This window comes from Flammeovirga kamogawensis, assembly GCF_018736065.1.
In the GTDB taxonomy this organism is placed as follows: domain Bacteria; phylum Bacteroidota; class Bacteroidia; order Cytophagales; family Flammeovirgaceae; genus Flammeovirga; species Flammeovirga kamogawensis.
The window spans coordinates 1,573,588-1,589,544 of sequence record NZ_CP076128.1; the positions used below are offsets into that span (position 1 = coordinate 1,573,588).

Consider the following 15,957-nt stretch of genomic DNA (forward strand, 5'->3'; position numbering starts at 1 on the left):
TATAGTTTCTCAAATATGAAATATATGTTTCTACTTTCCAAACTAATCAATCTTCTCCCCAGTCTACATCATCATCAGATACAGGTACTGAAATTCTATATTCATCCAAAAAGATCTTAAACTCCACTCTTCTATTTAATCTTTTTTCTTCTTCGTTAGAGGGATGAAGAATGATTGGGTCATTATCTCCTTTACCATCTGCAATTACTCTATTATCATCTAACTCTCCGTAGTTAATAATAAATTCCTTGATCGATTCGGCTCTTTCTCTTGATAGTTTTACGTTTGCTTCAGAATTACCATCTGCATCAGTATGCCCCGTTACAATCAACCTATAATTAGTATGTTTCACTAAAAAATCAACCACTAAGTGTAAGTTGTTTTCCATTTCAGGTTTCAACTTTGCACTTCCCGGATCAAAATCAATTGATGCAAACGACAATGAACTATTAACAGAAATTGCAGGAATCTGAACATGTTTATCCCCTTCAACAAAAAATATCTCTTCTATCTGAAAAAAGTTATCTCCTTCAATTACTAATAAATACTTTTTATCATTTATTAATTCAAAGTCAAAAGAGCCATCTTCTCTTATAGATTTTGGCGCAACTTCTACTTTATCAGATAAATCAATAACAGTAACAACCCCTTTAAAAACTTCTCCTGTTGATTGTTCTGTCACCCTACCTGAAAAACGCACCGTATTATTTGGTTTAGCTTCCATAGGTAAAGGAAATGATTGTAGATCTAGGTTTGGATCTCCTTTTACTTTAGATTTTGCGTAATACAATTGTTTTGCATCAGCATCAATAGCAAAATAATACTCATCTCCACCACCATTTACTAACGGACCAACATTTTTAGGTTCACTAAACTGCCCGTCTACAATAAATGATTTATAAATATCGAATCCACCAAAATTTACCACGCCTAAAGAAGAACTAAAATACAAAACAGGAAATTTTACATGTGGATATGGGCTTAACTCACTTCCTCTTGAATTAATAAATGGGCCAACATTTTTAGCTTTACCCCAAGTACCTTTCTCAGACTTTATACTCATATAAATATCACTGTTTCCAAATCCTCCTTTCCTGTCAGAGGCAAAAAACAAGGTATCTTCAGTCATTGATAAAGAAGGGTGTGAATCCCATGCATAAGAATTTATATTTGGACCTAAATTTACAGGCTCACTCCAAGTCGAATCTCCTACTCTATTAGAATAATAAATATCACAATCTCCTAAACCCCCTGGAGCCATACATCTAATAAAATACAGCGTTTTTCCATCTTTTGATAAATACGGAGACCCTTCATTATAATTAGAGTTTATAGCTTCAAAGGCAACAGCCTCTCCCCACATATCAAATTCTGTCTTCTCACTTATATAAATATCTTCATTTGCTGTTTTAGGGTTAAACTGTTGGTTAAAAGCAGAGGTATCTCTATCACTCCTATTACTTGTAAATAGTAATTTATTTTGATCCTCCCCACCTAAAGTCATTCCATAATCAGAAAATTGAGAATTGACCTGATCACCCATGTCAACTAAAACATCTTCTGGAGGGGTTAAAGTATCAATTAATGCTCTTTTATCAACAAGCCTGTAGTAGTCTTCAAGGTTTGCATATAAAGGTTTTTCAAATAAAGTCAGCGATTCATAATGTTTTAACGCTCTACTAAAGTCTCCACGGTAGTGTCTTAGAATTAATCTGTATGCTTCTTTTGCTAAAACTCTATCTCCAAGATATTCAGATACATTAGCTAAACGCCAAAGTAAATCCATATCTTCTTTAACAATAAAGTTATTTATGCCAAATGAAGTAACATATACATAAAGTTGTTCTCTGTATTCGTCCCATTGTTTATTACGTTCAAGCCTAGCTATTAAAGCTAGTTGCTGATCGTTTCTATAATATGGTCTAACATTAATATTAGGGAATTTCAAACCAGGCAACTTGACTACCTTATTAATTTTAGTAGGCTCAAATTCCGTAATTTTCAATCCACTATCTTGTTGCTCTTTTTTTTCTACTTCCTTTTTTTTCTTTCTTTTCTTTTGGGAGAAAGATGGGCTAGAAAAAACTGCAATAATTAGTATAAAGAGTATAAAACCGCTTCTTGTGAAGATGCTTCTCATAGTTTATAGGCTTACAGTACTAAAAACAGTAACTGTAACTTGTTCTTTTATTATAATTAACTCCATAATTTAACGAAAAATTAAGTATCATTTACCTAAATATTTCTATTTAAATCCATTCTTATAATTAATCTCACATTCATTAAATTGAAGTTGATATTTTATTAACGATAAAAAAGTATTTTCAGTACCTTTGTGGGCCTTGAACTTAATATCAAGAAATATACACTTCCATAGTTGTGCCACATTTGTCAGTTTAAACTGAAAATATGTCAGTATTTACCAATTAGGTACAATTATGTATAAAATAAGTAAATGAATAGTCGATTTGGCATTCATAAAAGATCAGACAAACCTCAGCATGAGAAGTAAAGATACATTAGCCCAAGGGCTCCTATCCAATATAAATAACGATGCTATTATTTCTGTTATAGCAGATGATGAAACTGAAAGTTATAATTTAGATAATATTGAAGAATTAGAAGTACCCATATTACCTCTTAGAAATATGGTATTATTCCCTAATGTACTTATCCCTATCACAATTGGTAGAGAGAAGTCAAATAAATTAGTGGAACATGCTTATTCTAATAAGAAATTTATAGCCGTTGTAGCACAAAGAGACGCTTCTGTTGAAGATCCTGCTAAAAAGGATTTATATCAATTTGGTACATTAGTTCAGATAATTAAAATTTTAAAACTTCCTGATGGCAATAGTACAATTATTGCTCAGGGACGTAAAAAAATAGAATTAAAAGAATTAACTTCTGAAGAGCCATTCCTTTCTGGACAAGTGGTTATTCATGAAGAAGATTTTTCTAAGATTAAGAAAACAGAAGAGAAAGCTTTAGAGTCTTCTTTAAGAGATGTTGCTTATGAAATCCTTAGTTTAAATAGAGATATTCCTCAAGAGGCTTCTTTAGCTTTAGAAAATATTAAAGGTTTAGATTTCCTTGCCAATTTTATTGCTACAAACATTAATGCTGAAGTTAATGACAAGCAAAAAATATTAAGAATTTCTGATGGAAAAGTTAAAGTTGAAAGGCTATTAAAGCTGATGAACAAAGAGGTTAACTTATTAGAAATTAAAAACGAAATTGCAGGAAAAACAAACGTAGATATTGATCAACAACAACGTGATTATTATTTACGTCAACAAATGAAAGTCCTTCAAACTGAACTTGGTGCTGAAGGACCTGATGAAGAGATTGCTGCATTAAAAGAACGTGCCGAGAAAAAAGATTGGCCAGATAATGTAAAAGATCACTTTTACAAAGAATTAGCAAAACTAATGCGTTCCAATCCTGCAGCTGCTGACTTTGCAGTATCTATGAACTACTGTGAGTTTATGTTGGACTTGCCTTGGAATAAAATTACTGAAGATTCTTTCGACTTAAAAAATGCTCAGAAGATTCTTGATAAAGACCATCAAGGTTTAGAAAAAGTAAAAGAACGTATTTTAGAATACCTTGCTGTTCTTAAGCTTAAAAATGACATTAAAGGACCTATTCTTTGTTTATATGGCCCTCCTGGTGTTGGTAAAACATCATTAGGGAGATCAATTGCCAAAGCATTAGGTAGAGAATATAACCGTATTTCATTAGGTGGTTTACACGATGAAACAGAAATTAGAGGACACCGTAAAACTTACGTAGGTGCTATGCCTGGTAAGATTATGCAGAGCATAAAAAAATCTGGTGTATCTAACCCTGTTTTTATTCTTGATGAAATCGATAAAATTGGAAATGACTTTAGAGGCGACCCTTCTTCTGCATTTTTAGAAGTTCTTGATCCAGAACAAAACAACGCATTTACTGATAATTACCTTGAGGTGGAGTACGACTTATCGAAGGTATTATTTATTGCTACTGCCAACTCTTTAGATACCATTCAACCTGCATTACGTGATAGAATGGAAATTATTGAGATTACAGGTTATACGTTCGAAGAAAAAGAAGAAATTGCCAAAAAGCATTTAATTCCTAAACAAAGAACTGAACATGGATTAAAAGCAAAAGATTTTACAATCTCTGCAAAAGGTTTAAAATTCTTAATCGAGAATTATACTAGAGAATCGGGTGTTCGTGGTCTTGAAAGAACAATTGGCTCTGTAATTAGAAAAGTAGCAAAATCTATTGCTATGGAAGAAGAGTACAAAAAATCTATCGGACCTGACGAAGTAATTAAATACTTAGGAGCACCTATTTTTGAAAGAGAAACATATCAGGATAATGAGTATGCTGGTGTTGTTACTGGATTAGCATGGACACAAGTTGGTGGTGAGATTTTATTTATTGAAAGCTCACTAAATAAAGGAAAAGGAAGATTAACACTTTCTGGTCAACTTGGAGATGTGATGAAAGAATCTGCAACTACAGCTCTTTCATGGTTAAAAGCTAATGCTGATAAGTATGGGATTGATCATAGAGTTTTTGAAACATACGATTTACACATTCACGTTCCCGCAGGTGCTGTTCCAAAAGACGGACCTTCTGCAGGTATTACAATGCTAACATCTATGGTTTCTACTTATACTCAAAGAAAAATCAAATCTAAGTTAGCAATGACTGGTGAGATTACTTTAAGAGGTAAAGTACTACCAGTTGGCGGAATTAAAGAAAAGCTTTTAGCTGCAAAAAGAGCAGGTATTAAAGAAATTATTTTCTCTGAGAGAAATCAACGAGATGTAAAAGATATTCCTGAAAAATATACTGATGGATTAAAGCTTAATTTTGTAAAAGACGCAAAAGAAGTTTTAGAAATTGCTTTAATGAAAACTAAAGTAGACGATCCTATCAATTTCGAATTCCCTAAGGAAAAATAATCTTTTCTAAATAGAATATATTATTGAAGAGCTATATCAAGTAGATTGATATAGCTCTTTATTTTTTTTATTTAAAACATTATAAAACTAGGTTTTATTCTTAATTATGAGACATTAAGATTTTTTTTCTTAAAAAAATCACGTTTAGTTAATGTTCTTTTTCGATAATCGATTTTATTTCTTTTTTTTGCATCAATATTGATTAATATCACCGTTTTATGGTAATATCAATTGATTAACACACAATCACATTAAAAGTAACCAAGATATGAGTCCATTGTACGCTGCAATTACCGCTGTAGCAGGTTGGGTTCCTGAGGACAAACTCACAAACCACGATTTAGAAAAATTAGTGGAAACTAGCGACGAGTGGATCACCTCACGCACAGGTATTAAAGAACGACGAATTTTAAAAGGTGAAAATCTTGGAACTTCGACGCTTGCAATAAATGCAGTCTCTGCACTTCTAAAGAAAAAAAATATCGATGGAAGTGAAGTAGACCTTGTTATTTGTGCAACTTCTACTCCTGATATGGGATTTATCTCAACCGCAAATATTGTTTGCGAGGCTATTCACTCTAATGCCATGAGTTTTGATATATCAGCTGCTTGTTCAGGTTTTATATACGGACTAGAAATGGCTTCTAACTTTATAAAGTCAGGCAATTACAAGAAAATTGTAGTAGTTGGTGCAGACAAAATGTCGTCTGTAATGGATTACAGCGATAGAAATACATGTATTTTATTTGGTGATGGCGCAGGAGCTGTGCTTATAGAACCAAGTGAAGAATATGGCCTAATCGATTCTGTAATGCATTCTGATGGATCAGGCAAAGACTTATTACATGTAAAAAGAGGTTCTGCCTATCCAATAAGCTTAGAACAACTAGCTGAAAAGGAACATTATTTTTACCAAGATGGTAAATCTGTATTTAAGCATGCTGTGACGAATATGGCTTCTGCTGCTGAAAGCATCATGAAGAGAAATGAATTATCATCTGATGATATTGCCTATTTAATTCCGCACCAAGCCAACTTAAGAATTATAGATGCAACAGCCAAGAGAATGGGTGTTAGTAAAGACCGTGTTTGTATTAATATAGAAAAATATGGTAATACAACTGGTGCTACTATTCCATTATGTCTTTGGGATTTTGAAAAGCAATTCAAAAAAGGAGACAACTTAGTTTTTGCTGCATTTGGAGGTGGTTTTACTTGGGGCTCTATTTATCTAAAATGGGCATACGATACTGAGTAAGCACTACATTTTCTAAGATATCAACAACAGGAGTATGTTTTATCACCTATTAAACATACTCCTGTTTTTTTTATGTTAATAGTTTACTACTTTTAAGGCGACTAAAAAACAACAAATGTTACTCTTCTTACTTGCATCTAGTATAATTAATGAAAAACATCGTATTAATTGCCAACCCAGTGTCCGGGAATGGCTTATCAGTTAAGGCTGCAGAAATTACTCAACAAACATTAGCAGCTAAAGGGCTAAATGTACATATTTCTTATACCCAACATGCAGGTCACGCTAGTCAATTAGCTAAAAACTTTATTAATGAATTTGACATTATTGTTGCCATAGGTGGTGATGGAACAGTAAATGAAATAGCATCAGCTTTGGTTAATTCGCCCGCTATTTTAGGAATTATACCAACAGGATCCGGCAATGGTTTAGCCAGACACCTTAAAATTCCTATGAATTTAAAAAGTGCTATAAAATGCTTGTACAGAGAGAAAGTTGTCAAAATAGATGCTCCTAAAGTAAATAATGAGTACTTCTTTTGTACTGCTGGTATTGGCTTTGATGCTCAAGTCAGTCATTCTTTTGCTAATATGAAAGGAAGAGGATTTATGAACTATATCAAAGCTACTTTTCTTGAATACTTTAAATATCGCTCTAAAAACTATGCACTCTATTTGGACACAAAGAAAAAAGCTCTAGATGCTTTTGTTATTACAATTGCGAATGCGGCTCAATATGGTAATAATGCATATATAGCTCCTAAGGCAAAAATTAATGATGGATTATTAGAAGTTACATTACTGCCAAAACCCTCATTTTTTGATGCTATCAATTTTTCTATCCGTTTATTTACTAAAAAAATACATAAGCACAATAAAGTAAAAACGTTACAAACAGAAACAATTAAAATTGATGTTCCTACTGAGAATGGTGATATTTATGGACACAAAGATGGAGAACCAGAAATATGGCATTTACCTCTAGAATTTAGTCTAAAATCTAACGATAAGTTAACTGTAATTGGCAATACTGATAAGCTTTAATAACTACATCAGTAGTACTATATACTCTAAAAATACTACTCAACTTATATCATAGATTTCACTAATAATTGAAATAATTCTCTAACCGAATACATAGTACTTAAAAGTGGTAAAAAAGGAACTAGTAATATTGTTGCTAATACAACAAGTAAGCGTGTATCCACAGGTATAATACTCATTCCTTTTACAAATTCATAGCTCCCATTTATGTCGCACATTGATGATGGATCTGCACTGCCTAAAAGTTCTTTAACTTCTTGTTCAGGTTTGTCAAACCATTTTTTTTCAAAGAATTTATGATGATTCTGAATCAACATTCCAAATTTATAAATGGTATCTGAACGTAATTTAGAAATCTTTGGAGCTAAAATTAATAAGGGAGAAAAACAGACTAAAGGCACCATAATGGCAAATGCAATTATGATAAATTTATAATCCATCAAGGTCTTTAACCCATCAATAATATCACTATACATTATTGATGATAAATTAATTCCAATGGCCACAGAACATATCCCAAAAAAGAAAGGTACAAAATTTAAATACTCTAAACCGGCTAACTTATCTCCATGCATTGCATGAATATCCCATCTATATCTATTAAAAATAACCAAAGATGTAATCCATAAAAGCCATCTCCAAACCCATCTAACAAATAAAAATTGATATAAAGGAATGGATACAAATACAAACCACCATCCACTTTTACTTAATTTTAAAGCTCCTAATTGATTGTGTTGATATAGCCAAGATGACTCTTGAGAATCACTTACGTTTGCCCAAACTGCTGTAGAAATAACTAACAATAACAGTAGTATTAATTCTGGAATTGATGAGCGAACTACATTAGAAAACTTATCTAGATTCTTATCTAAAGCAGGTCTATCTTTATCATTAATCAATAACTTAGTGTAACTAATATAATTATTAAAAGGACTTTCAAAATATTGCTCAATATAGATTAAAAAAGGTATTACAATAAATAGGCGACTCATTATTTCAATATCATCGAATAACGCTACAGCATCACCACCCCCAAAAAGAGTCCCATCAATTCCATTAAATAAAACGATTGGAAAAACTGCAATAAAAAGAAAAACGGATAAACGAATTGAGAATTTTGAAGAGTAATCTTTTGCTTTAAACATTTTATTTATTAAGCCATTTACTCCTCCCCCTGTGAAAGAAAAATCATGTTTTTTCATATACTGCTAATACTATAGATGTCCTTCTTTAGGACTATTATTTGGGTTATCTTTTAATTATACAATGAAATTAGATTTAATAATTCAGTTATAATAATCTTAAGGGTAGAAATATTATTGAAATGTAGAAAAACACAATTTTTATAAAATAATCAGAAAAGAAAGCCTAATGTTATTTAAAAGCGTTCAAATTCTTAAAAGTTAAACGTTATAATCTAAACTTTTATGCAAGTATTTGATTAGCTTTGCAGACTGAAAAAGATATTGATATCATACACATATAAAAGATGGAAAATAAAGTAAGAGTACGTTTTGCTCCTAGTCCAACAGGACCACTTCACATTGGTGGAGTGCGTACAGCATTATTCAATTATCTATTTGCCAAACATAATGGTGGCGATTTCCTTGTTCGTATTGAGGATACAGACCAAAACCGTTTTGTTGAGGGTGCAGAAGAATATATTAAGCAGAGTTTAGAATGGGCAGGAATCGTTGCAGATGAAGCGCCTTGGAACCCTGGTGACTGTGGACCATACCGACAGTCTGAAAGAAAAGATATATACAAAGAATATGCTGACAAGTTAGTTAAAAACGACCTTGCTTATTATGCTTTTGATACTTCAGAAGAATTAGAGGAAATGCGCGAACGCTTAAAGCAAGCACGTGTAAATACACCTCAATATAATTCTATGACACGTATGCAAATGACGAATTCATTAACATTATCTGCTGAAGAAGTTCAAAAACGTTTAGATAATGGTGATCCCTATGTTATTCGTCTAAAAGTTCCTCGTAAAGAAGAAATTAGATTAAATGATATGGTTCGTGGTTGGGTTATGGTTCACTCACACACTATTGATGATAAAATTTTGATGAAGTCCGATGGTATGCCTACATATCACCTAGCTAATGTTGTTGATGACCATTTAATGGGAATCACTCACGTAATTAGAGGTGAAGAATGGTTACCTTCTGCACCACTTCATGTATTATTATATAGATATTTAGGTTGGGAAGATTCTATGCCTCGCTTTGCACATTTACCTCTTTTACTTAAGCCTGATGGTAATGGTAAATTAAGTAAGCGTGATGGTGACAAGATGGGATTTGCTGTTTTCCCTCTTGAATGGAAAGACCCTGCTACAGGCGATATTTCTAGAGGTTTTAAAGAAGATGGTTTCTTAGCAGATGCATTTATCAACTTCTTATCTTTCTTAGGTTGGAACCCAGGTGATGAGCGTGAATTCTTTACATTAGAAGAGTTAATTGCTGAATTTACTATGGAACGTGTTACTAAGGCAGGTACTAAATTTGATATCGATAAGGCTAAATGGTTTAACCAACAATACCTTAAAGAAAAGCCAGATGCTGAGTTAGCAAAATACCTTTTAGCTGATATGGCTAAAGATGGTGTGGAATCTACTCCTGAAAAAGCTGCTTTGGTTTGTAACCAACTAAAAGAACGTGTTACTTTCCCTCAAGAAATTTGGAGAGATGGACGTTTCTTCTACGAAGCGCCAACTTCTTACGATGCTAAAACGGTAAAGAAAAAGTGGAAACCTGAAGGTGTCGCTGTCTTAACTGATTATGCTGCTGCAATTGAAAATGCGGATAGCTTTACTGCTGATGATGCTAAATCAATTTTCATGGGTATTTTAGAACAACATGAAATGAAAATTGGTCATGTAATGCCTGCATTAAGAGTGGCTATCTCTGGTAAAGGTGGAGGTCCTGATTTGATGATTATGCAAGAAATCTTAGGAAAAGAGGAAGTTGCTAACAGAATCAAAGTAGCAATTGAAGAGATCAGTAAATTAAAAGAAGGAAATTAATTCCACTAAGTTTGATGTTAAATCAAATGATCTAATTGATTACAATGGAAGAAAAAAATATAGAAAAAAGAATGGACTTTATTCGTGAGAAAATCACAGAAGAAGTAAAGTCTGATAAAAATGGAGGCGAACTTTTATTCCGTTTTCCACCAGAACCAAATGGTTACTTGCATATCGGTCATGCAAAATCTATTTGCTTAAACTTTGGGTTATCTCAAGAATTTGAAAACGCAGGTACTAACCTTCGTTTTGATGATACTAACCCTACAAAAGAAGATCAAGAATATGTAGATGCCATTAAGGCAGATATAGAATGGTTAGGATTTAATTGGGTTGGTGAACCTAAATTTACATCCGATTATTTTGATCAATTGTATGCATGGGCTATTCAACTTATTAAAGAAGGTAAAGCTTATGTAGATGATCAAGATGCAAATACCATTGCTTCTCAAAAAGGAACTCCAACTACTCCTGGTACTAACTCTCCATTTAGAGAACGTTCTGTAGAGGAGAATTTAGAGTTGTTTGAAGGGATGAAAGAGGGCAAATTTGATGAAGGTTCTCGTGTATTAAGAGCCAAAATTGATATGGCTAACGCAAACATGCACCTTCGTGATCCTTTCTTATATAGAATTATTAAAAAGGCTCACCATAGAACTGGTACTACTTGGAATATTTATCCAATGTACGACTGGGCACACGGGCAATCAGATTACATAGAAGGAATTACAAACTCTTTATGTACAACTGAATTTGAAGTACACAGGCCTTTGTACAATTGGTTCTTAGATCAAATTGCAGATAAAGATAAGGTTCGTCCTGAACAAACTGAATTCTCTCGCTTAAATCTTAACTATACTGTTATGTCTAAGCGTAAACTTTTACAGTTAGTAGAAGAAGGTGTTGTAAATGGATGGGATGACCCACGTATGCCTACAATTTCTGGCTTAAGAAGAAGAGGATATACTCCTGCTTCTATCAGAAACTTTGCAGAAACAGTTGGTATTACTAAACGTGATAACGTAATCGACGTATCTTTATTAGAATTTGCTGTTCGTCAAGATCTAAATAAAACTGCTCCTCGTGTAATGGCAGTTTTAGATCCTATCAAATTAGTAATTGATAATTACGAAGAAGGTGCAGAAGAATGGTTAGAAGCTGAAAATAATCCTGAGGATGAAAATTCTGGTACTCGTAAAGTACCTTTCTCTAAAGTTTTATATATCGAAAGAGATGACTTTAAAGAAGAAGCAAACCGTAAATTCTTCCGTTTAACACTTGGTAAAGAAGTTCGTTTAAAGAACGCCTATATTATTAAGGGTGAAAGCTGTGTGAAAGATGAAGAGGGGAATGTTACAGAAATTCACTGTACTTATGATCCACTTTCTCGTTCGGGTAGCGGTACAGAAGAGTCTAAACGAAAAGTAAAAGGTACATTACACTGGGTTTCTGCAGCTCATGCTGTAGATGCTAAAGTAAACCTTTATGATCGCTTGTTCTCTGATGAAGCACCAGATGCTGATAAAGACAAAGATTTTAAAGAGTTCTTAAATCCTAACTCTTTAGAAGTAATTGAAGGTTGCAAAGTTGAACCATCTTTAAAAGACAATAAGGCTGGAGATAACTTCCAATTCCAACGTTTAGGTTACTTTATCTTAGATAAGGAATCTACTCCTGAAAATATGATTTTCAATAAAACTGTTGGATTGAAAGATTCTTGGGCGAAGAAGAAATAAGTTTCTTTAAATAAAGAAAATAGAACTAATGGAGACTTTACAATTGTAAGGTCTCCATTTTTTATAGTCCATAATAAATTGAAATCCCTCCCCAACCAAATAGATTCTTATTCTCCATAATTATCATTTTCTACTACTCGATAATAACGAAATTTGTTCCATATATATGGTCTATCTGATGAGCCTACTTCATAAAGTTCTGTATTTTGAGGCGTGTCCTATTGAAAGGCTAAACTCTTTATAAGTAGAATTCTTCATACCTATTAAAACCCAATCTGTACCTTATTATCAAATATATTACTAGCCCAAGTAACATGAATACCATTTATAAATTTCTATCAGATTGCAACCAATACTGATAAAAATCGTTTTGAGATGATATAGATACATATTTACTTTGCTCTTTTTGAGGTAAAGTTTATTGTGCTCTACAATTAATCGATATAAAAAGAAGTAGAAAAAAGATTTTATACATATCTCATTTTAGATTTAAGTCAAGTTTGAATCTATTCACACTCAATTTAACAGATATTAAACGAGATATTGTAATCATTCATCGACTTCAGTTGTTTCATTATTGTTCACCGATTGGTAGTCAAATACATAATTAATACTGTTTATATATGGCAAACTATACTGAATCAAATCAAATTGATATTCTTGTATCAAAAATTAAAAAGAATTTATCTGAGAGTAAATCTTTAGAAAATGAACTGCATATTCTTGATCAAGAGTACATGCATTTACATGAAAAAATAGCGGCTTTACGTGCACTTACATATCAGTCTAGAAAACTGAAAAAATCTTAAGTTGTACCCCTGAATTTTCTCTTATATAAAGACTATAAAACCAATTCTCACAAACTTTTGTACCCCTTTTATTTTTAAACTAAGGTTTTCTTGTACCCCTATTTGTACAACATTGTACCTCTATTTGCCCCCCTTTCTTGAATTGAAAACATTACAATTTTTCTTTGTTTAGTGAAATAAACCTTCATTCCGTTTTTTTAAACGATAGTATATGAAGACATTTTAAAACAGCACTACTACACTTATGAAAATTGTACAACTACTACCTTTATTACTGTGCGTATGTTTACTTTTTGTAAACAACACACAAGCTTCGAAGTACATTTCTACTTCATTTGCTACTTCCGCTTGTGACGGCATTCCTGAATGGAACTCCACAACTACCTACAACGTAAACGGCACTAAAGTAACCTATAACGGTGTACTTTACCGTAATAAATGGTGGACAAAAGGAGAAAACCCTGAGACACAATGGGGACCTTGGGAAGCCCTAGGAGAATGTGATAACAACTTAGCTCCAACAGTTTCTTTTACTGCTCCAGAAAACAATGCAAGTTATGTCTTGGAAGAAACAACATCAATTACAATTTCAATTGTAGCTACTGATGATGATGGAACAATAGCCAATACAGTAATTGATATTGATGGTAACTCATTTGCTTCAACAACAGCAAATTGGACGCCTACAAAAGCTGGAGATTTCACAATTACTGCTACAGCTACTGATGATAAAGGAGCAACCTCTACAACATCAAGAAGTATTACTATCACTTCGAACGAACCTGTTCCTCCAACCGTTCAAATAACATCTCCTGCTAACAACGAAGTAATTCAACAAACATCACTACAATTAGTAAATATTACTACTTCAAGTGCTGACGCTGATGGTACAATAGAATCTATATTAATAGAAGTAGATGGAAAATCATTTACTACTAATTCAGCAAATTGGACTCCTTCTGCATTTGGGACTTTTGAAATTACAGTTACGGTAATGGATAACGATGGCCTAACATCTACAACAACATCTTCAGTAACAATAGAGGAAAAAGTGGATAGTGGTTGCTCATCTCCTGAATATGGACCCTACCCAAATGTATACAATACCAATGATGTTGTTGTGTTTAACGGTGATTTGTTCGAAGCTCAAGTAGATAATTTATACAATGTTATTCCTGGCGAAGCAGATCATTTCTGGAGAGCTTTAGGACCTTGCGTTGACACTAATACAGCTCCTTCAATTTCTACCGTAAACACTACTGTTATTGGACTTATACCACAAACATTAACAGCTACCATTATTGATGCTGAAGGTGACAATATTACAGCTACATTTTCTGTTGATGGAAATACCTTAACTGCTGAAGGTGTAAGTGATATTTATACAACATCATGGACACCTTCTACATATGGCACCTATACTGTTTCAATCCAAGCAGTTGATGATAAAGGAAAGTCTAACTCTTCAGATTATTTATTAACTATTGAAGAACCAACTGGTCCACAAAATCCAGTGATTACATCAATTACACCAGCTAATGGCACTACTATTAAACAAGCGAGTTTATCGGCAGTAGAAATTGTAGTAAATGCTTCTGATATTGATGGAACAATTGTCTCAACTTTAATAGAAGTAGGTGGAATGAGTTACTCATCAAATACAGCCAATTGGACACCATCTTCTTTTGGCAATTATACGATAACCACTACTGTTACAGATAATGAAGGGTTAACAACTACAGCAACATCATCTATATCAATAATAGAAAATTTAGCATTTACAGATAAAGTATTAGTAGGATATTGGCACAATTGGAATTTATCTAGTTGCCCCTACATTAGATTAAAAGATGTAGACGATAGATATAATGTAATTTGTATTGCATTTGCCGAGCCAAAAATTAGAGATGTTGATAATACTATGATTTTTGATCCTGTAGACATCTATAATTTCCAAAACGAGCCAACTGATAGATCAAGACAGGAATTTAAAGAGGATGTTGCTTTACTTCAAAGTCAAGGTAAGAAGGTTATTTTATCTCTTGGTGGAGCAAATGGAGTAGTACATTTAGATAATGATGAAGAGCAGCAAAAATTTGTCAATTCAATGATTTCTCTTTGCGACACATATGGTTTTGATGGAGTTGATATTGACTTAGAAGGTTCATCTCTTACATTAAATGCCGGTGATACAGATTTCACAAACCCAACTACACCAAGAATTTTGAACTTCATTCAAGGAATGCAAGAAATTAAAGCTCATTTTGGTCCGTCTTTTTTATTAACCTCTGCTCCTGAGACTGCGTATGTTCAAGGTGGACAAACTGCTTATGGTGGAGCATGGGGTGGATACCTTCCTATTCTACACACATTAAGAGAACAATTAGATTATGTACATGTTCAGCTTTACAATACTGGTAGTCTTGGAGCCTTAGATGGGAAAGCATATACGCAAGGAACAGCAGATTTTATTGTTGCAATGACAGAAATGTTATTACAAGGTTTTGAAACAAAAAGTACAGCAGGATTTTTCCCTGCCTTTAGAGAAGATCAAGTTGCTTTAGGTTTACCTGCTAATAAACCAGCTGCTCCTGCTGGTGGATACACAACACCAACTGAAGTCCAAAAAGCCTTAAATTACCTTGTTAATGGTGTACCATTTGGCGGAGCTTATACACTCATCAATAGTAATGGTTACCCAGATTTAAGAGGAATGATGACATGGTCTATCAACTGGGATAAAACAACTGCATATGAATACGCTGAGAGTTATGATACTTTCTTTAACGGATCAAATGCAAGATTGATAGACACTGACCTTGAGGAAGAATTGAAAGGTGAGATTGGGCAACTTTACCCTAATCCATTCGAAAATTCTTTCAATATCTCTATCAGTTTAAAAGTAGACGAAGATATTGATGCTTTTATATATAACACAAATGGAACCTTAATTGGTAAACATCACAGCACAGCTTTAATTAACGGAACACAAAAATTCACAGTTCCAACTCAACAACTAACTAGCGGTATTTATCTCATAAAAGTTCACACTAATAGCGAGCAAAAAGTTTTTAGAGTGATCAAAAAATAAGTAGAATAACACACAGTAA

At 33.1% G+C, this 15,957-nt stretch carries 9 protein-coding genes; 7 read left to right on the forward strand and 2 right to left on the reverse strand.

Annotated features, from left to right (window positions below; all coding sequences use genetic code 11):
• Positions 1-46 precede the first annotated feature (46 nt).
• Entirely contained in the window at positions 47-2,140 is a 2,094-nt protein-coding gene (locus tag KM029_RS06165; protein WP_144072432.1) for an OmpA family protein, read from the reverse strand.
• A 361-nt stretch (positions 2,141-2,501) separates the two neighbouring features.
• Here KM029_RS06165 and lon point away from each other — a divergent pair, with 361 nt between their 5' ends.
• From lon to KM029_RS06180, 3 genes are all read left to right on the forward strand, one after another.
• Positions 2,502-4,964 carry an endopeptidase La gene (gene lon / locus KM029_RS06170; protein ID WP_144072433.1) on the forward strand — a complete coding sequence of 821 codons (2,463 nt, stop codon included), beginning with the start codon at positions 2,502-2,504 and terminating at the stop codon, positions 4,962-4,964.
• A 268-nt stretch (positions 4,965-5,232) separates the two neighbouring features.
• Complete coding sequence (locus tag KM029_RS06175; protein WP_144072434.1) at positions 5,233-6,222, forward strand: beta-ketoacyl-ACP synthase III; 990 nt, start codon at positions 5,233-5,235, stop codon at positions 6,220-6,222.
• Between the two features lie 149 nt (positions 6,223-6,371).
• Complete coding sequence (locus KM029_RS06180; RefSeq protein ID WP_144072435.1) at positions 6,372-7,265, forward strand: diacylglycerol/lipid kinase family protein; 894 nt, start codon at positions 6,372-6,374, stop codon at positions 7,263-7,265.
• Between the two features lie 44 nt (positions 7,266-7,309).
• Here the strand turns inward: KM029_RS06180 and KM029_RS06185 are convergent, their stop codons facing one another.
• Positions 7,310-8,470, reverse strand: a complete 1,161-nt coding sequence (locus KM029_RS06185; RefSeq protein WP_184679420.1) for a hypothetical protein — start codon at positions 8,468-8,470, stop codon at positions 7,310-7,312.
• Between the two features lie 287 nt (positions 8,471-8,757).
• On the opposite strand from KM029_RS06185, the gene gltX reads away from it, so the two are divergent.
• The 4 genes from gltX to KM029_RS06205 all read left to right on the forward strand — a co-directional run bounded on the left by gltX (position 8,758) and on the right by KM029_RS06205 (position 15,938).
• A complete protein-coding gene (gene gltX, locus KM029_RS06190; protein WP_144072437.1) occupies positions 8,758-10,302 on the forward strand; it encodes a glutamate--tRNA ligase in 1,545 nt (514 codons plus the stop codon).
• Positions 10,303-10,346: 44 nt separating this feature from the next.
• A complete protein-coding gene (locus KM029_RS06195) occupies positions 10,347-12,038 on the forward strand; it encodes a glutamine--tRNA ligase/YqeY domain fusion protein (RefSeq protein ID WP_144072438.1) in 1,692 nt (563 codons plus the stop codon).
• A gap of 623 nt (positions 12,039-12,661) precedes the next feature.
• Positions 12,662-12,847 carry a hypothetical protein gene (locus KM029_RS06200; RefSeq protein WP_144072439.1) on the forward strand — a complete coding sequence of 62 codons (186 nt, stop codon included), beginning with the start codon at positions 12,662-12,664 and terminating at the stop codon, positions 12,845-12,847.
• 244 nt (positions 12,848-13,091) lie between these two features.
• On the forward strand, positions 13,092-15,938 hold the full coding sequence (locus KM029_RS06205; protein WP_144072440.1) for a glycosyl hydrolase family 18 protein: 2,847 nt from the start codon (positions 13,092-13,094) through the stop codon (positions 15,936-15,938).
• Positions 15,939-15,957: the final 19 nt, after the last annotated feature.